The organism is Rhodovulum marinum (genome assembly GCF_004343075.1).
Classification (GTDB): domain Bacteria; phylum Pseudomonadota; class Alphaproteobacteria; order Rhodobacterales; family Rhodobacteraceae; genus Rhodovulum; species Rhodovulum marinum.
Map to the genome: position 1 here is coordinate 233024 of NZ_SLXP01000005.1, position 18572 is coordinate 251595.

The 18572-nt window shown below is 67.9% G+C and carries 17 protein-coding genes, 1 tRNA gene and 1 pseudogene; 13 read left to right on the top strand and 6 right to left on the bottom strand.

Annotated features, from left to right (window positions below; translation table 11 throughout):
- Positions 1-66: 66 nt before the first annotated feature.
- The 11 genes from EV662_RS10130 to EV662_RS10180 all read left to right on the top strand — a co-directional run bounded on the left by EV662_RS10130 (position 67) and on the right by EV662_RS10180 (position 9750).
- Positions 67-726, top strand: coding sequence for an ABC transporter ATP-binding protein (locus EV662_RS10130; protein WP_132462043.1), 660 nt, complete (start codon positions 67-69; stop codon positions 724-726).
- Entirely contained in the window at positions 710-2341 is a 1632-nt protein-coding gene (locus EV662_RS10135) for a KpsE/RkpR family capsule polysaccharide export protein (RefSeq protein ID WP_425057006.1), read from the top strand. Before EV662_RS10130 ends, EV662_RS10135 begins: the two co-directional genes overlap by 17 nt.
- Before the next feature lies 1 nt (position 2342).
- Entirely contained in the window at positions 2343-3176 is an 834-nt protein-coding gene (gene kdsA, locus EV662_RS10140) for a 3-deoxy-8-phosphooctulonate synthase (protein WP_132462045.1), read from the top strand.
- 82 nt (positions 3177-3258) lie between these two features.
- Positions 3259-3333 (top strand) — tRNA-Gln (locus EV662_RS10145).
- A gap of 449 nt (positions 3334-3782) precedes the next feature.
- Complete coding sequence (locus tag EV662_RS10150) at positions 3783-4784, top strand: TRAP transporter substrate-binding protein (RefSeq protein ID WP_207903608.1); 1002 nt, start codon at positions 3783-3785, stop codon at positions 4782-4784.
- 1 nt (position 4785) lies between these two features.
- Complete coding sequence (locus EV662_RS10155; RefSeq protein ID WP_207903609.1) at positions 4786-5289, top strand: TRAP transporter small permease; 504 nt, start codon at positions 4786-4788, stop codon at positions 5287-5289.
- Positions 5286-6539, top strand: coding sequence for a TRAP transporter large permease (locus EV662_RS10160; protein WP_132462046.1), 1254 nt, complete (start codon positions 5286-5288; stop codon positions 6537-6539). The genes EV662_RS10155 and EV662_RS10160 overlap by 4 nt, the downstream gene beginning before the upstream one ends.
- A gap of 277 nt (positions 6540-6816) precedes the next feature.
- Positions 6817-7821, top strand: a complete 1005-nt coding sequence (locus EV662_RS10165; RefSeq protein ID WP_132462047.1) for an AraC family transcriptional regulator — start codon at positions 6817-6819, stop codon at positions 7819-7821.
- 108 nt (positions 7822-7929) lie between these two features.
- Positions 7930-8757: a Rossmann-fold NAD(P)-binding domain-containing protein gene (locus EV662_RS10170; RefSeq protein ID WP_132462048.1), complete on the top strand. Its 828-nt coding sequence runs from the start codon at positions 7930-7932 to the stop codon at positions 8755-8757.
- 25 nt (positions 8758-8782) lie between these two features.
- The gene (locus EV662_RS10175; protein WP_132462049.1) at positions 8783-9211 is read left to right on the top strand and encodes a DUF4345 domain-containing protein; all 429 of its coding nucleotides are present in this window, start codon (positions 8783-8785) and stop codon (positions 9209-9211) included.
- 80 nt (positions 9212-9291) lie between these two features.
- Positions 9292-9750 carry a GNAT family N-acetyltransferase gene (locus EV662_RS10180; protein ID WP_132462050.1) on the top strand — a complete coding sequence of 153 codons (459 nt, stop codon included), beginning with the start codon at positions 9292-9294 and terminating at the stop codon, positions 9748-9750.
- Between the two features lie 127 nt (positions 9751-9877).
- On the opposite strand, the pseudogene htpX reads toward EV662_RS10180, so the two are convergent.
- The 6 genes and pseudogenes from htpX to EV662_RS10210 form a co-directional block, all read right to left on the bottom strand.
- A pseudogene (htpX, locus tag EV662_RS10185) lies at positions 9878-10759 on the bottom strand (zinc metalloprotease HtpX).
- Positions 10760-10840: 81 nt separating this feature from the next.
- Positions 10841-11887, bottom strand: a complete 1047-nt coding sequence (gene selD, locus EV662_RS10190) for a selenide, water dikinase SelD (RefSeq protein ID WP_132462051.1) — start codon at positions 11885-11887, stop codon at positions 10841-10843.
- 78 nt (positions 11888-11965) lie between these two features.
- Complete coding sequence (sucD, locus tag EV662_RS10195) at positions 11966-12862, bottom strand: succinate--CoA ligase subunit alpha (protein WP_132462052.1); 897 nt, start codon at positions 12860-12862, stop codon at positions 11966-11968.
- 12 nt (positions 12863-12874) lie between these two features.
- On the bottom strand, positions 12875-14047 hold the full coding sequence (locus EV662_RS10200) for a malate--CoA ligase subunit beta (protein ID WP_132462053.1): 1173 nt from the start codon (positions 14045-14047) through the stop codon (positions 12875-12877).
- Between the two features lie 49 nt (positions 14048-14096).
- The gene (locus EV662_RS10205) at positions 14097-15038 is read right to left on the bottom strand and encodes an HpcH/HpaI aldolase/citrate lyase family protein (RefSeq protein WP_132462054.1); all 942 of its coding nucleotides are present in this window, start codon (positions 15036-15038) and stop codon (positions 14097-14099) included.
- A 38-nt stretch (positions 15039-15076) separates the two neighbouring features.
- Complete coding sequence (locus EV662_RS10210; protein WP_132462070.1) at positions 15077-16276, bottom strand: aminotransferase class V-fold PLP-dependent enzyme; 1200 nt, start codon at positions 16274-16276, stop codon at positions 15077-15079.
- Between the two features lie 156 nt (positions 16277-16432).
- Here EV662_RS10210 and EV662_RS10215 point away from each other — a divergent pair, with 156 nt between their 5' ends.
- Positions 16433-17833, top strand: a complete 1401-nt coding sequence (locus EV662_RS10215) for a helix-turn-helix domain-containing protein (RefSeq protein WP_132462055.1) — start codon at positions 16433-16435, stop codon at positions 17831-17833.
- Between the two features lie 239 nt (positions 17834-18072).
- Positions 18073-18572: acetyl-coenzyme A synthetase N-terminal domain-containing protein (locus EV662_RS10220; RefSeq protein ID WP_165915574.1), on the top strand; the 500-nt coding region annotated here is incomplete at its 3' end.

Sequence of the window (18572 nt, forward strand, 5' to 3'; positions counted from 1 at the left end):
TAGATTACGAAACGGAAACAACGGCCCGGCGCGACCGGGTCACGGGCCGAGAGGCACGGGCAAGGGATGCTGGAGTTCATCGAGGTCAGCAAAAGCTTCTGGACGGGCAAGCAGCGCAAGGTGATCCTTGACCGCGTGTCGTTCCGCGTGGAACTGGGCAATTCGCTGGGCATCCTGGCCCCGAACGGCACCGGCAAGACCACGCTGATCAACATGATGGCCGGGCTGGAAAAACCCGATGAGGGGCGGATCCACCGCGGCTGCCGCATCTCGTTCCCGCTGGGCTTCATGGGGGGCGTGGTCAACCGCCATACCGGCACCGAGAACGCCCGCTATATCGCCCGGCTCTACGGCCTCGATCCCGACTATGTCGAGGCGTTCTCGCGCTGGCTGTGCGGTATCGGCGAATATTACGACATGCCCGTGGGCACCTATTCCTCGGGGATGCGGGCGCGGTTCACCTTTTCGCTGATGCTCGCGCTGGATTTCGACATCTACCTGATCGACGAGGGGATGCCATCCACCACCGATGTCGAGTTCAACCGAAAGGCCGGCGCGATCCTGCGCGAACGGCTGGAAAGCACGACCGTGGTGATCGTTTCGCACCAGCCCGCCACGCTGGAGAAATTCTGCCGCACGGCGGCGGTCCTGCACCACGGGCAATTGCACATGTTCGACAGCCTGGAAGAGGCAAAGCAGCTGTATGACTATGAAACCCAAGGCTAAGAAGTTCCGCATCCGCCGCGGCGAGGCGCCCGGCCCGCGCGCCGGGCAGCCGGCCGGCCACGAACAACCCCCCACCCGTGCGGACGGCGCGGGCGACGCCCCCGTTCCCACCGGCACCCAGACCGCCCCGGCGGGCGGCGCGGCCGCACGCCCCGCCACGACCCGGACGGCCGACCAGGAAATCGATGCGATCCGGCGCGAGGGCCTGACCGGGCGCCAGCTGCGCATGGCCCGGCGCGTCGCCCAGAAACACGGGCTTGCGCCGACCTCGGATTACGACGCCGTGCGGCTGTTGCGCCACAAGGGGGTCGACCCGTTCCAGCGCGCCAACATGCTGGAACTGGTCCGCAGCGAGGCCGCGGGCGCCGCCGGCACCGGCAAGGTCCAGCTGCCGCGCACCGTGCCCCAGCCCAGGCGTGGCGTTCCCACGACCGGCGATGGGGCGCCCGCCGCCGGCCCGCGCGACAGCCGGATGCGCGAGGTGCGCGAAATCCAGATGGATATCGCCCGCCGCCGGCGCCGGGCCTTCGTACTGATGATGGCCCGCCTGGCCGCCTTCGTGCTGCTGCCCACGGTGATCGCGGGCTATTACTACCACGCCGTCGCCACGCCGATGTACGCCACCAAGTCGGAATTCGTCATCCAGCAGGCCGATTCCCAGGCCGGCGGGGGGCTGGGCAGCCTGTTCCAGGGCACCGGGCTGGCGATGCAGCAGGATTCGATCGCGGTGCAAAGCTATCTGCAATCGCGCGACGCGATGCTGCGGCTCGACGACGACCTGGGCTTCCGCGCCCATTTCTCGCAGGATTTCATCGACCCGATCCAGAAACTGCCCCCCGATGGCAGCAACGAGGCCGCCTACAAGATCTACCGGAAGGCGGTCAAGATCGGCTATGACCCGACCGAGGGCATCCTCAAGATGGAGGTGCAGGCCGCCGACCCCGCGACCAGCGCCGCCTTTTCCGAGGCGCTGATTTCCTATGCCGAGGCGCGCATCGACGGGCTGACCCAGCGCCTGCGCGAGGACCAGATGGCCGGCGCGCGCCAAAGCTATGAAACCGCCGAGGCCCGCGTCGAGGAGGCCCAGCAGCGCGTGCTGACGCTGCAGGAAAAGCTGGGCGTGCTGGACCCGGTCAGCGAGACCAGCGCGCTGATGGGCCAGATCACCACCTTTGAAACCCAGCTGCGCGAAAAGCGCCTGCAATTGCAACAGCTTCTGGACAATCCCAGCCCCAGCCAGGCCCGCGTCGACGGGGTCGAGGGCGATATCCGCCGGCTCGAGGACCTGGTCACCGACCTGCGCGCCTCGATGACCGAAAGCGGTACGGCGGGCGGGTCGCTTGCGCGCGTGTCGGCCGAGCTGCGCATCGCCGAGGCCGACCTCGCCAACCGCCAGCTTCTGCTGCAGCAGGCGCTGCAACAGCTGGAAACCGCCCGGATCGAGGCCAACCGCCAGGTGCGCTATCTTTCGCTGGGCGTCAGCCCGGTCGCCCCCGACGAGGCGACCTATCCGCGCGCCTTCGAGAATACCGCGCTGGCCTTCCTGATCTTCGGCGGTATCTACCTTATGATCTCGCTGACGGTTTCGATTCTCAGGGAACAGGTATCCGCCTGACATGACAGATGTGACGATCGGCGGGCTGACCGTCGGAAACGACCGCCCGCTGACCGTGATCGCGGGCCCCTGCCAGCTGGAAAGCCTGGACCACGCGCTGATGATCGCGCGCGCGATGCGCGACGCCTGCGCCGCGGCCGGTGCGGGCTATGTGTTCAAGGCCAGCTTCGACAAGGCCAACCGCACCTCGCTCTCGGGCAAGCGCGGCGTCGGCATCGAGGCCGGGCTGGAGATCCTGGCCCAGGTCCGCGAATCGCTGGGCGTGCCGGTGCTGACCGACGTGCACACGCCCGAGCAATGCGCCCCCGCGGCCCGGGCCGTCGACATCCTGCAAATCCCCGCCTTCCTGTGCCGGCAGACCGACCTGTTGCTGGCCGCCGGCGAGTCGGGCGCAGCGGTCAACGTGAAAAAGGGCCAGTTCCTCGCCCCCTGGGACATGGCGAACGTGGTCGCCAAGGTCGAATCGACCGGCAACCGGCGCCTCCTGCTGACCGAACGCGGCACATCCTTCGGCTACAACACGCTGGTGGCCGACATGCGCGCGCTGCCGATCATGGCGCGCACCGGCTGGCCGGTGGTGATGGACGCCACCCATTCGGTGCAACAACCCGGCGGCCTGGGCGGGGCCAGCGGCGGCCAGCGCGAATTCGCGCCCGTCATGGCGCGTGCGGCGGTGGCGCTGGGCGTGGCCGCGGTGTTCATCGAAACCCACGAAGACCCCGACCGCGCGCCCTCGGACGGTCCCAACATGATCCCGCTGGCCGAGATGCCGGCGCTGATCGACACTCTGATGGCCTTCGATCGGCTGGCCAAGGCGCATCCGCTGCGCCCCTGACGGCCCCGTGCGCCCCATCGCGATTTTTCGCGCGATGGGGCTTGAAGCCGGCGCGCACCCGGCGTATCTACGCGCGCACCGTTGGGGTGTAGCCAAGTGGTAAGGCAGCGGTTTTTGGTACCGTGTACCGTAGGTTCGAATCCTACCACCCCAGCCATCTTCCACCATCCGATCTAGAGATAACGCGCGCCCGAGCCTCTGGCCAGCGACGTGCCGCATTCGATCCCCCCGGGTCGGATGACGGCGAGAGCGCCTGGGGCGCGGCCTTCGCACGGGGCCGAACCGGGACGGCGAATTGCGGACGGGTTTCATCGCCAATCGCCGATCGCGGCCGCGAGATTGCGGCTATCGATCCTGGGCCAGTCTCGCTTTTGGTTGCCCTGCGCCCGGCGCGGGGTATGGCGATGTCCTGCGCCGAGGCTGAGTTGCGGGGGGTGGCGCGGTCCGTCCGACCCCGCCAAGACGCGCAGGCATCGTCGCCATGTCCAGCAATCGCCGATGCCCCGCGATTTCCGATATGTGCCTTACACCACTGGCAGACCGTGATCGGTTGACGGGCGGACGATTTCAGCCGCATGAACGGGACCGACTCGGAAAGGAGAACCGATGATGATCAGAAGAAAGTTCCTTGCCGCCACCCTGGGCGCGACCGTTGCCCTGGGCGCGCTGCCCGCCGCCGCGTCCGATTTCGACGCGATGGAGCCCGTCACCCTGCGCCTGGCCCATGTGGTCAACGAACAGGACGGCTTCCACGTCGCCGCCGAGAAGTTCCGCGACCTCGTGGCCGAACGCACCGACGGCAAGGTGACGGTCGAGATCTTCCCCAACGCGACGCTGGGCGACGAACGCACGCTGCTGGAGGGCATGCAGATCGGCAGCGTGGACATGGGCGTCATCACCAACGGCCCCGTCGCGAATTTCGTCGAGGAAATGGCGGTGTTCGAACTGCCCTTCCTGTTCCCCTCGCGCGAGGCGGCCTATCAGGTGCTGGACGGCGAGATCGGGCAGGAACTGCTGGACCGGCTGGCGGACGTGAACCTCAAGGGCCTGGCCTATGCCGAGCGCGGGTTCCGCAACCTGACCAACAGCCAGCGCCCGGTGGCAAGCCCCGCTGACCTGGACGGGCTGCGCATCCGGGTGATGGAGAACCCGGTCTATACCGACACCTTCCGCGAACTGGGCGCCAACGCGATCCCGATGGCCTGGACCGAGGCGCTGACCGCGATGCAGCAGGGCACCATCGACGGGCAGGAAAACCCGGTCGGCGTGGTCCATTCCTTCAAGCTGAACGAGACCCAGACGTACATGACGATGACGCGCCACACCTATGCGCCGGCGGTCTTCGTGATGGGGATGCCGGCCTGGAACAAGCTGCCCGAACCCGCGCAAGAGGTGGTCGTTCAGGCCGCGCGCGAGGCGGCCGCCCATGAACGCGCGGTCAATGCCGAGATGGAGGCCAAGCAGCTGGAAGAGTTGAAGGCCAGCGGCATGGCGGTGATCGAGGATGCGGACCTGTCGGCTTTCCAGGCGGCGGTGGCGCCGGTCTACGAGAAGTACGGCGCGCGCTTCGGTGACTATCTCGACCGTATCCGCGCCGAGCTGAACTGACGTGCTGCGCCTCTTCGGCCTGGTGGACCGCGCCATCGGCGCGGTCCTGCGCCCCGTCCTTGCGGCGGGGATGGCGGCGCTTATCGCGGTGATCACGTTGCAGATCGTCTCGCGCGTGGCGTTCACCGCGGTGGGCTGGACCGAAGAGGTGGCGCGGTTCCTGCTGGTCTGGCTGACCTTCCTGGGTGCGGTTCTGGCCTGGCAGCAGCACCGCCATATCGCGGTCGGCGTGCTGGTCGACGCCCTGCCCGAACGCGCCGGGCGCGTTGTCTCGGGCGTGGCGCTGGTGGCGGGACTTGTCTTTCTTCTGGCGCTTGCGTGGATCGCGCAGGACTACAGGGCTTTGCAAAGCTTTCAGAAATCGGCATCGCTGCGCCTTCCGATGTCGTATGTCTACGCGGTGATCCCGATCAGCGCCCTTCTGATGGCGCTGCTCGCGTTGTCGGACCTGGTGCATCTGGCGGTCACCGGGAAACGGCCACAACCCTCGGAGCCCGTGGAATGAGCCTGCTGCTCTTCGGCCTGTTCTTCCTTCTGCTGCTGATGGGCCTGCCGGTCGCGCTGGCCATCGGGGCGGCGACCATGGTGGCGCTGCAGTCCGACGGCGTGCCGCTGTTGGTGCTGCCGCAGCAGATGTTCGCGGGCGTCAATTCCTTTGCGCTGGTGGCGGTGCCGATGTTCATCCTGGCGGGCGACATCATGGCCCAGGGGCAGGTCAGCGCGCGGCTGGTGGCGCTGGCCGATGCGCTGATCGGGTTTCTCAAGGGCGGGCTGTCGATCGTCTCGGTGCTGGCGTCCATGTTCTTCGCGGCGATTTCGGGCTCGGGCGCGGCGACCACGGCCGCCGTCGGTTCGACGCTGGTGCCGGAACTGACGCGCAAGGGGTACGACCCGGCCTCGGCGGCGGCGTTGATCGCGGCGGGGGGCACCATCGGCGTGGTGATCCCGCCCTCGGTGCCGATGATCATCTACGCCGTGATCGCGCAGGAATCGGTGTCGAAGCTGTTTCTCAGCGGGTTCCTGCCCGGCCTCGCGATGGGCCTGGGCCTGATCGCGCTGGCACTGGTTCAGGGGCACCGCCGCGCCTATCCGCGCGGCAGCGCGTTTTCGCCCCGCACAATCTGGCGCACCTTCCGGGCGGCTTTCTGGGGCCTGCTGACGCCGGTCATCATCCTGGGCGGCATCTTTTCCGGCATCTTCACCCCGAGCGAGGCCGCGGTGATCGCCGTGAACTACGCCATCATCGTGTCGCTTTTCATCTACCGCGACCTCGGGCTGGCCGACATCTACCGGCTGTTCGTGCGCGCCGCGGTGACCACGGCGGTCATCATGTTCGTGATCTCGGCCTCGGCCGCGCTGAGCTGGACCCTGTCGAACTGGCAGGTTCCGGTGCAGATCGCCGAGGTCGTGCTTGGGGTATCCTCGAACGGGCTGGTGGTGATCGCGCTGATGCTGGTGCTGATCCTGTTGACCGGCGTTTTCATCGAAACCGCCTCGGCCCTGATCATCCTGACGCCGATCCTCTTGCCGCTGGCGCTGCAACTGGGGATCGACCCGGTCCATTTCGGCATCATCATGGTCGTGGGGCTGGCCATCGGGATGATCACGCCGCCCGTCGCGATCAATCTCTATGTCGCGTCCTCGGTGACCGGGCTCGGGCTGGAGCGTATCTCGCGCGCGGTCGTGCCCTATCTCCTGGTCCTCCTGACCGTGCTTGTTGCGACCGCTTACATTCCCTTGTCCTGGACAAACTAGGAAAGACCTGCGCCCCGGCCACGGGGCAGCCGCGAGGGCTTTTCGCCACATCAGAATTCTCTCCATGCGCCCCCACACGGGCGGGCCGCGCCGAATCCGTGCGTGACGGGTTCCGATCCTCTCGGGTGACCCGGCCCGCACATCGATCTGAATGCGTGCCTGTGCTGCACGTGCGGGGTGGGTGCAAGGTTCGGCGAAAGCAGGACATCCCGTCCGTCTCGCGCCCAGGATCACGGCGCGCTTTGCGGCTCGCCACGCGCACCTTAGACTGCGGGGCATGGGGTATGTGACGTCGCTCTTCGCGCGCAAGGTGGTCGCCGCGGCGGGCAGTGGGGTTGATGCGGCGGCGATGCTGGCCGGCGTCGGGATCGACGCCGATGACCCGCTGGACCCCGCGCAGATGGTTCCGGCCGCGCGCTACTACGACATGCTCGAGAGGATCGCCGATCAGATCGACGCGACCGACCTGCCGGTGCGCGTGGGCGCCTCCATGCGGCTTGATGAATACGGCGCGCTTGGGCTCGCCTTCAAGGCGGCCACGACGCTTGGGGCGTCCTATGCGCGGGTGGAACGCTATGCGCGCCTGTGGTCCAGCGTCGTCGAATACGAGTTGCGCCCGGCGACCGGGGGCACGCTTTTCATCCTGCATCGGGCGGGCGAACGGCGGCTGGGGATGCGGCTGTCGAACGAGGCGACGCTTGCCAGCGCCGTGTCGATTGCGCGGCAGGTCTGCCCGGTGCCGCTCGCGCCGCTGGAGGTGCTGGTCCGGCATCCCGCCCCGCGCAGGGTCGCTGCGCACGAGGAGTGGTTCGGCTGCCCAGTGCGCTTCGGCGCAGACCTCGACGCGATCCTCTATGCCGACGAGGTGCTGGCCCGGCCCAACATCCTCGGGGACGAGGGGATCTCGCACTACCTCACCACGCATCTCGACGCGGAACTGTCCGAGATCACCCGCGAGCCCGACCTTGTCAGTCAGGCGAAAGCCGCGATCGCCCAGGCCCTCAGCGAGGGGGCGCCGAAGATGGCCGGGATCGCAAGCGGCCTCGGGCTCAGTGCGCGGTCCTTCCACAGGCGCCTGTCCGAGCACGGAATGACCTTTCAAAGCCTCACCGAGGAAACCCGCCGCGACCTCGCCGTGGGGCTGTTGCGGGACGAGCGCCATTCCCTGGCCGAAATCGCGTTCCTCACCGGTTTCTCCGAGCAAAGCGCCTTTACCCGCGCGTTCAAGCGCTGGGTCGGCACGACGCCCGCGACCTATCGCAAGGGGATCTCCCGCCACTGAAGGGTGCGTTGGCGGCGACGGTCAAAAGGCTGGCATCGTCGGTCAAGACCGCGCGGCCCCCCCGCGCCTATCCCTTGGCGACCGAAACCGAAGCCAGGGAGAGACCCGATGCAAGACCGACCGATCCTCGTCATCGGCGCAACCGGCAAGACCGGCCGCCGCGTCGCCAGCCGCATCAAGGCGCGGGGCCTTCCCGTGCGCCGCGGCTCGCGCAGTTCCGCAACACCCTTCGACTGGGAGGCGCCCGAGACCTGGGCGCCGGCGCTCCGTGGGGCGCGTGCGGCCTATGTCACCTATTTCCCCGATCTCGCCTTCCCCGGCGCCTTGGAAAAGCTGGAATCCCTTTGCGAGACGGCCCGTGACGTGGACGTCGAGCACCTCGTGCTGCTGTCAGGCCGCGGCGAACACCACGCGCGGCTGGGCGAAGAGGTGGTGCGCAATGCGGGCGTCGACTTCACCATCGTCCGGGCCGCGTGGTTCGCGCAGAACTTTTCCGAAGGCTATCTGCGTAATCCGGTCCTTTCTGGGGTCCTGCCGATGCCCGGCGGGGATGTCGCGGAACCCATCATCGATATCGACGACATTGCCGATGTCGTCGTCGCGGCGCTGGTCGAAGAGGGCCACAAGAGCGAACTTTACGAAGTGACGGGACCGCGGCTGATGACCTTCGCCGAGATGGCCGCAGAGCTTTCGCACGCAACCGGCCACGAGATACGGCATATCCCGATCAGCTTCGAGGAGTTCCACGCGAACATCGCCGACGCGGGCGGCACCTTCGTCGCCGACGTCTTCACCGCCATCGCGCGCGAAACGCTGGACGGGCGCAACGCCCACACCACGAACGGCGTGAGGCGCGCGCTCGGCCGTGCCCCCCGCGACTTCGCGGGTTTCGCCCGGGCCGCCGCCCGGAGCGGCGCCTGGACAAGCGCCGCCTGACACCACCCGATGAAAGGAGCATCACATGCGCCCCACCCTGCTCGAGAAGTTCGCACTCGGTCTCTCCGGCCTCACCGCGCTCACCATCGGCGCTTGCATCCTGTTGGTGCCGCACGCCTTCTACGCCAGCTACGGCATCACGCTTGGCGATGACGCCAGCCTGCTGAGCGAATTGCGTGCCCCCGGCGCCGGTCTAACGGGGTTCGGCCTTCTGATGCTGCTTGGCGTTCGGCGGAGCGCGGTCGCGCCCGTTTCCATGGCGGCGGCCCTGACGGTGTTTATCACCTTCCCGGTAGGGCGGCTGGTTGGGCTCGCGGTAGATGGGATGCCGTCGGGCAGTGTCATCGGCGCCCTCGTTGTCGAACTGATCATCGCCGCGCTCTGCCTTGCGGCCTTCCGCCGGCGTCTTTGGCAGCCGGCGCCCTGCCTCTCCACGGCGCAACCCGGGCGCTGAACCGGCTGCGGCGAAATGATCGCACCCGCCCCGCAAACTCCCATGGACGCTGTCGGCAATGAAGAGAGGGGAGAAGACACATGGATGAACCGCGTTACCGCCGGGCAACCGCCGCGGACCTGGCTGCGATTGTCACGATGCTGGCCGATGACGTCCTCGGTGCGTCGCGGGAAAGCGCCTCGCCGGCCCGGGAGGATTGCTACCGGGAGGCATTTGCCGAGATCGATGCCGACCCGAACCAGTTTCTTTGTGTGGTCGAGGACGGGCAACAGATTGTCGGAACCCTGCAACTCACCTTCATCCCCGGTCTCTCTCGCGGTGGCAGCAAGCGTGGACAGATCGAGGCGGTGCGGATCGCGAGCGATCGTCGGGGCGGCAAGCTTGGCGAAGCGATGTTTGCCTGGGCGATCAGCGAATGCCGGGCGCGCGGCTGTTCATTGGTCCAGCTCACCACGGACAAGGCCAGGACAGACGCCCATCGCTTCTATGACCGTCTGGGTTTTGAACCGACCCATATCGGATACAAGCGAAAGATCTAGGGAAGGGCGGGCAAGGTCTCCGACCACCCCGGCCACCTTCCCGATCCGCATGCCCGGGGCCAAGTGACCCCGGCCCCATTGGCGGGATCCCTCGCGGCCAACCGACAGGCGTGGGCCGCCGCGCGGCCTAGCCCCAGGGGCCGGCGAACGGTGCGCGCCCGGCGGCGGGCGCCTGCATCCCCGCCATCCGGCGCAGCGCGGCGACGCGGTTCTCGGTCGCGGGATGGGTCGAGAACAGGTTGTCGCGGGCGTGCGCGTGCAGCGGGTTGATGATGAACATGTGCGCGGTGGCCGGGTTGCGTTCCGCCGCGTCGTTGTCGATCCGCGCGGCGCCGGCCTGGATCCGCTCCAGCGCCGAGGCCAGCCACAGCGGATGGCCGCAGATCTCGGCCCCCGCCTTGTCGGCGGCGTATTCCCGCGTCCGGCTGATCGCCATCTGCACCAGCGCCGCCGCCATGGGCGCCAGGAACATCATCGCCAGCGTGCCCACCAGCCCCAGCCCGCCCTCGCGCCGCCCGCCGAAGAACAGCGCGAAATTGGCCAGCATCGTGATCGCACCCGCAAAGGTCGCGGTCACCGTCATGATCGCGGTGTCGTGGTTGCGGATATGGGCCAGCTCGTGCGCGATCACACCCGCCAGCTCCTCGCGCTACAGCGCCTGGATCAGCCCCGTCGTCACCGCCACCGCCGCGTTCTGCGGGTTGCGCCCGGTGGCAAAGGCGTTGGGCTGCGGCGTGTCGATCAGGTAGACCGCCGGCACCGGCATGTTCGCATTGCGCGCGAGGTCGGCCACCATGCGCGACAGCCCCAGCCGGTCGTCCGGCCCGACGGGCTGCGCGTTGTGCATGCGCAGCACCATCTTGTCGGAATTCCACCAGGTGAACGCGTTCATCGCGCCGGCCACCAGCAGCGCGATCATCGCCCCGCCGCCACCGGCCAGCAGATAGCCCAGCCCCATGAACAGCGCGGTCATCGCCGCCATCAGAAGCGCGGTCTTGGTATAGCCCACCGGTCCGATCCTCCATCCATGCGCCCGGCTCGGGCGCGGTTGCCTCGGATATAGGAACCGCCGCGCGCCGCGCAATCGGGCCTAGCGCAGGATCAGCCCGCGCCCTTCGGCCACCCGGCCCACCGCCGCCGCGTGGTCGAACCCCTGGGCGGCGAACAGGTCCAGCACCGCGTCGGCGGCCTCGGGCGCGCAACTGACCAGCAAGCCGCCGCTGGTCTGCGGGTCGGTCAACAGCGCGCGCTCGGCCTCGGCGAAACCGTCGGGCAGGGTCACCTCGGCGCCATAGCTGGCCCAGTTCCGCCCCGAGGCCCCGGTCGCACAGCCCCGGGCCAACAGGTCGCGCACCTCGGCCATGACCGGCACGCGGGACCAGTCGATCTCCACCCGGCAACCCGCCCCGCGCGCCAGTTCCAGCGCGTGCCCCGCAAGGCCGAAGCCCGTCACATCGGTGATCGCGTGCACGCCCGCCATCTCGGCTAGGTCGGGGCCGGGCGTGTTCAGCCGCGTGGTGGTGTCCAGCATCTCGGCATAGCCCGCCGCACCCAGCAGCCCCTTCTTGAACGCGCCCGACATGACGCCCGTGCCCAGCGGCTTGCCCAGGATCAGCACGTCGCCCGGACGTGCGGCGCTGTTCTTGCGCACCCGGTCGGGATGGACCAGGCCCAGCGCCACGATGCCGTAGATCGGTTCGACGGAGTCGATGCTGTGCCCGCCCGCGACGGGAATGCCGGCCGCCGCGCAGGCCGCGGCGCCGCCCTCCAGGATGCGGGCGATGGTGGCGGGCGACAGCCGGTCCAGCGGCATGCCGACAAGGGCCAGCGCCATGATCGGGCGCCCGCCCATCGCGTAGACGTCGCTGATCGCGTTGGTCGCGGCGATCCGGCCGAAATCGAACGGGTCGTCGACGATCGGCATGAAGAAATCGGTGGTGGCCACCAGCGCCTGCGCGTCGTTCAGCCGGTAGACGGCGGCGTCGTCCGATGTGGCCGTGCCGACCAGCAGTTCGGGCGGCACCGGCAACCCGGCGGTGCCTGCCAGCAATTCGGACAGCACGCCGGGCGCGATCTTGCAGCCGCATCCGCCCCCATGGGCAAGCGAGGTCAGGCGGGGTTCATCGGTGAGGGTCATGGCGCGGCTCCGGTCGGGGACGACTTGTCATACCCCCGACCGGGCCGCGCGCGAAACGCGACTCTTGCGCCCGCGCGCTCAGGCGGCGGCGCGCTTGGCCAGCACGTCGGCCATGGTCTGGCCCATCGCCGACGGGTTCGGCGCCACGGTGATGCCCACCGCCGACAGGATTTCCACCTTTTCCTGCGCGCTTTCGCCAAAGGCCGAGATGATCGCGCCCGCGTGGCCCATCTTGCGGCCCTTGGGCGCCGACAGCCCCGCGATATAGGCGACCACGGGCTTGGTCATGCTTTCCGAGACATAGGCCGCGGCCTCGGCCTCCTGCGGGCCGCCGATCTCGCCGATCATCATCACCGCGTCGGTGTCGGGGTCGGCCTCGAACAGTTCGAGGATATCCTTGAAGGACGAGCCGTTGATCGGGTCGCCGCCGATGCCCACCGATGTGGACACGCCGATGCCCAGGTCCTTCATCTGGCTTGCCGCCTCATAGCCCAGCGTGCCCGACCGCCCGACGATGCCGACGCGGCCCGGCATGTAGATATGCGGCGGCATGATGCCCATGAACCCCTTGCCGGGCGAGATCACGCCCGCGCAGTTCGGCCCCACCAGGCGCATCTTCTTTTCGCGCGGATAGCGGCGCAGGAACCGTTTCACCCGCATCATGTCCTGCGCGGGGATGCCGTCGGTCACGCTGACCGCCGTCTTGATGCCCGCATCGGCCGCCTCCATCATCGCGTCGGCGGCAAAGGGCGGTGGCACGAACAACAGCGACGCCTCGGCGCCGGTGGCCTCGACCGCCTCGCGCACGGTGTTGAAGACGGGGCGCCCCAGCACGGTTTCGCCGCCCTTGCCGGGCGTCACACCGGCCACGACATTGGTGCCGTACTCGATCATTTCCTCGGCATGGAACTTGCCGATCCGGCCGGACATGCCCTGCACCACGACGCGGGTTTTCTCGTCGATCAGAATGGCCATTGGCTCTCCTCCTCAGGCGGCAAGTTTGGGACGGGCGGCGACGGCCTTTTCGGCGGCCTCGGCCAGCGTTTCGGCGGTGATCAGCGGCAGGCCGGAGGCGTCGATGATTCGGCGGCCCTCCTCGACATTGGTGCCCGCCAGGCGCACCACGACCGGCAGGGTCAGCCCCTCGGCCTTGTAGGCCTCGACCACGCCTTTCGCGACCCAGTCGCAGCGGTTGATGCCGGCGAAGATGTTCACCAGGATCACACTGACATTGGGGTCCGACAGCACGGTGCGGAAGGCGGTCATCACCCGTTCGGGGCTGGCGCCCCCGCCGATATCCAGGAAATTCGCAGGCTCGCCCCCCGACAGCAGGATCATGTCCATCGTCGCCATGGCCAGACCCGCGCCATTGATGATGCAGCCGATATCGCCGTCCAGCCCCACATAGGACAGCCCCGCGTCATGGGCGGTGGCCTCGCGCGAATCCTCCTGGCTGGGGTCGCGCAGCGCCTCGACCTGCGGCCGGCGATACAGCGCGTTGGTGTCGAAACTCATCTTGGCGTCCAGCGCCACCAGGTCGCCCGACCCGGTGATCACCAGCGGGTTGATCTCGACCATGGTGGCGTCGAGGTCGCGATAGGCGCGGTAACAGGCGCGCACCGCCTTGACCATCTGGCCGACCTGCGCCCCCTTCAGCCCCAGCTTGAACGCCAGTTCGCGGGCCTGGTATTCGACCAGCCCGTGCGCCGGGTCGACGACCATGCGCACCAGGCTTTCGGGGTCTTCCTCGGCGATCTCCTCGATCTCCATGCCGCCGCTGGAGGACGCCACGACCATGATCCGTTCCGATTTCCGGTCGAGCACGAAGCCTAGGTAAAGTTCCTGCGCGATGTCGGACGCTTCCTCGACCCAGATGCGGTAGACGCCCTTGCCCGCGGCGCCGGTCTGGCGCGTCACCAGCTGCTTGCCGAACAGGCCGGCGGCGAACTCGGCCACCTCCTTTTCGGACTTGCAGACCTTGACGCCGCCCGCCTCGCCGCGGCCGCCGGAATGGATCTGCGCCTTGACCACCCAGGCGTCGCCGCCCAGTTCGCGGGCGCGATAGGCCGCCTGTTCGGGGCTGTAGGCCAGCCCGCCGCGCGGCACCGGCACGCCGAAGCCCGCCAGGATCTCCTTGGCCTGATGTTCGTGAATGTCCATCGCTCACCTCCCTTGGGGTGCGTAGGTTTCCGGTTCCGTCCCTTGTCCGTCAGCCCTTGGCCGCGATCGCGTCGGCGACCGTGATGACGTTCATCGCCATACGTTCCGAGGCCGCGTCGATCATCTTGCCGTCCAGCGCGGCGGCACCGCGGCCCTCGGCCTCGGCTTTTCTCAATTCCTCGATGATGCGCCGGGCGCGGGTGACCTCGGCCTCGGGCGGGCTGAAAACCTCGTTGGCCAGCGCGATTTGGCTGGGGTGGATCGCCCACTTGCCCTCGCAGCCCAGGGCGGCGGCGCGCCGCGCCCCGTCCCTGTAGCCCTCGGGGTCCGAGAAATCGCCGAACGGCCCGTCCACCGCCCGCAGGCCATAGGCGCGGCAGGCCACCACCATTCGCGTGATCGAGGCATGCCACTGGTCGCCCGGGTAATCGGGGTTCAGAACGCCGATATTCACCGTCCGCGCCCGCATCGACGCCGCGTAATCCGCCACCCCGAAATGCAGCGCCTCAAGCCGCCCGCCGCAGCGCGCGATCTCTTCGACATTGGCCATGCCCAGCGCGGTTTCGATCAGCGCCTCAAGGCCCACGCGGGTCTCGTATCCCTTGCCCTGCTCGATCTGGTTCACCATCGCCTCGACCATGTAGAGGTCGGCCGGCACCCCCACTTTGGGCACCAGCAGCGTGTGCACCTTGTCGCCCGCCTGCTCCATCACGTCGACGACGTCGCGGTACATGTAATGGGTGTCCAGCCCGTTGATCCGCACCGACACGGTCTTGCCCTTGCCGGCCCAGTCGATGTCGTTCAGCGCGGCGATGGCGTTCTTGCGGGCCTGGTCCTTTTCGGGGGGCGCGACCGCGTCCTCGAGGTCGAGGAACACGTAATCGGCGTCGCTGTCGGCGGCCTTCTCGACCATCGTGGGGTTCGAGGCCGGGACCGCGAGTTCGGACCGCTGCAGGCGTTGCCGCCTGAGCGGGTGAAGGGTGTGGCTCATGCCGTGTGGCTCCGTTCTGGAGGGGGGGAACCGCCGCCTTACTCGGCGGCGATGTTCATTCGGGCCGCGGGGGCGTTTTCCGCGTACCAGTCCTGCGCGGCGGCGACGCCCGCACCGAACTCGACCTTGGCGCCGGCGGCGGCAAGCGACAGTTCCGCCAGCGACAGCGCGGTCAGGCACATCCCCTCGTTCAGGTCGCCCAAATGGCCGATGCGGAACACCTTGCCGGCCAGTTGCGCCAGCCCCGTGCCGAACGAGATGTTGTAGCGTTCATAGCCGATGCGGATCACCTCGCGCGCATCCACGTCCCGCGGCACCCGGATCGCCGACACCGTGTCGGAGTAGAACGCCGGCGATTCCGCCACCAGGTGCAGCCCCCAGGCCTGCACGCCCCGGCGCACGCCCTCGGCCAGCCGGTGGTGGCGCGCGATGACGTTGTCCAGCCCCTCGGCAAAGATGCGGTCCAGCGACCGGCGCAGCCCGTGGAACAGCTGCGTCGGCGGGGTATAGGGGAAATAGCCCGTCGCGTTCAGGTTCACCATGTCGGAGAATTCGAAATAGGCCCGGCGCATGGTGGCCGCCTTCGACGCCTCCATCGCCTTTTCGCTGACGGCCAGAATGCCCAGACCCGCGGGCAGCATCAGCCCCTTCTGGCTGCCGGTCACGGCCAGGTCCACGCCCCAGTCGTCCATGCGGAAATCGATCGAGGCGATGGACGACACGCCGTCGACGAACAGCAACGCGTCATGCATGCATTCGTCCAGCGCGCGGCGCACCCCCGCCACGTCCGAGGTCACGCCGGTCGCCGTCTCGTTATGCGTCACGAACACGGCCTTGATCTGCCCGTGCTTGTCCGCGCCCAGGCGGCGGGAAAATTCCTTGACCGGGCAGCCCGCGCCCCAGGGCACGTCCACCACCTCGACATCCAGGCCCAGCCGCTGGGCCATCTCGACCCAGAGATGCGAGAACTGGCCGAACCGCGCCATCAGCACCTTGTCGCCGGGGTTCAGCGTGTTGGTGATCGCCGCCTCCCAGGCGCCGGTGCCCGAGCCTGGGAACAGGAAGACCTGGCCCGTCTCGGTGCGGAACACCCGCTTCAGATCGGCGAACAGGCCCAGCGTCAGGTCGCCGAAATCGGGCGCCCGCATGTCCTGCATCGGCACGTTCATCGCCTGGCGAACGGGCTCGGGAATGTTGGTCGGTCCGGGGATGAACAGATGTGTCTGGCCGGTCTTCATGTCGGGGTCCTCCTCGCGCGCCACGATTTCCGAAATCACCGTTGTAATGCCCAGTTTTCGGGCAAGCGCGAAGCGAATCCGGGTTCTGCTGTGAACGCGAGATTTTACAAATGTTAAAAAATGTGAAAATGTAAAATCAACGGAACAGGCGGATTCATGCAAAAGACCTTTATCGGCCCGCATCTGCGCCGGCTCAGGCTGGAACGCGGCGAAACCCAGGCCCAGATGGGCAAGGCGCTGGGGATCAGCACCTCTTACGTCAACCTGCTGGAAAAGAACGAACGCAGCGTGTCGGCCGCGGTGATGCTGCGGCTGTTCGAAACCTATGGCGTCGACTGGCGCGAGATCGCCGAGGACGAGGACACCACCGTTCTGGCCGACCTGCGCGCCTCGCTGCAGGATCCGCTGTTCGACGCGGGGCGGCCGGATCTGACGCAACTGCGCGCCGCCCAGGTCCACAGCCCCGGCCTGGTGGCCTGTTTCCTGCACCTGCACCGCACCTACCTGGCCACCACCGACAGGCTGTTGTCGGTCACCGATACCGCCGCCGAGGGCGGCACGCTGCTGGCCTCCTCGCCCGAGGCGACGGTGCACGATTTCTTTCGCCGCAAGCGCAACCATTTCGCCGAACTGGAAACCAGCGCCGAGGCGTTCTGGGACGGCCGCCGCATCGCCCCCGACGACATCTACCCCGCGCTCAAGGACCGGCTGCGCGACCGGCTGGGCCTGGCCGTGCGCGTCGTCCCGGTGGCGGACCTGCACCTGACCCTGCGCGAATACGACGAAACCCGGCACGAGGTGCTGCTGTCCGAGGGGCTGGACCATCCCAACCGGGTGTTCCAGCTGGTCCATGTGGCGGGGCTGATCGAACAGCGCGCCACGCTGGACGCGCTGCTCGACCAGTCGGGGATCACCGACGCGCAGGGGCTGTCGCGCTGCCGGGTGGAACTGGCCAATTACTTCGCCGCCGCCGTGCTGATGCCCTATGACCGCTTCCTGGCCGAGGCGCGCGCCTGCAAGTACGATTTCGACCACCTCGCCACCCGCTTCGGGGTCAGCTTCGAACAGGCCTGCCATCGGGCGACCACGCTGCAACGCTCGGGCGCGCAGGGGGTGCCGTTCTTCTTCCTGCGGATCGACAAGGCCGGCAACGTCACCAAGCGGTTCAACGCCACCGATTTCCACCTGGCCGAACATGGCGGCGCCTGCCCGCGGCTGGACGTGCACACCTCGTTCCGCACGCCGGGGCGAATCGTGCCGCAATTCGTCGAGATGCCGGACGCCAGCCAGTTCTTCGTGTTCTCGCGCACCGTCGACCGGCCGACCTTTACCCGCCACGCCCAGGATTTGCGGCTGGCCGTGGCGATGGGCTGCGCGATCGAACATGCCGGGGAAATCGGCTATTCCGAGGGGCTGACCGGGGCACGCGTCACGCCGATCGGGATCAACTGCCGGGTCTGCCCGCGCTCGAACTGCGACCAGCGCGCGCACCAGGCGGCGATCCTGGCCACCCCGGTCGACGAACGCCGCCGCGGGGCGACCCGCTATGAAAGCTGACCGCGCCGGCTGCAAATTGCCCCAGCGTCACCTTTTTCGGCGGAATCCGGCCCCGCCCCTTCCGGAATCGGTAAATTCCTTTACAGTCCGAACGCCGTTTCCGGTCATCGCCTTCACAATTTCACGGTCGGGCCAGTGATGCCACGTTGATTTTTTACAAGAATTGGTAAATGCCCACCGCGAGAGGGCTGGTAACGTCCGGGCCTCCGCCCGCAGCCAGGAAGAGGAGATCCACAAGAATGACCGAGGCCGCGACCGAAACCGACCACATCTACCCCCCCAGCGATGATTTCGTGAAGACCGCCCATATCGACGCGGCGCGATACGATGCGATGTATGCGCGGTCGATCGAGGACCCCGAGGGGTTCTGGGGCGAGGCGGGCAAGCGGCTGGACTGGATCAAGCCCTACACCGAGGTGAAGAACACCAATTTCCACATGGGCGAGGTCGAGATCCACTGGTTCCGCGACGGCACGCTGAACGTCGCGGCCAACTGCATCGACCGGCACCTGGCCACGCGCGGCGACCAGACCGCGATCATCTTCGTGCCCGACGACCCCGCCGACCCCACCCTGCACATCACCTATCGCGAGCTTCATGAAAAGGTGAACCGCATGGCCAACGTCCTGCTGAGCCAGGGCGTGATGCGCGGCGACCGGGTGGTGCTGTACCTGCCGATGATCCCCGAGGCGGCCTACGCGATGCTGGCCTGCGCGCGGATCGGGGCGATCCACTCGAT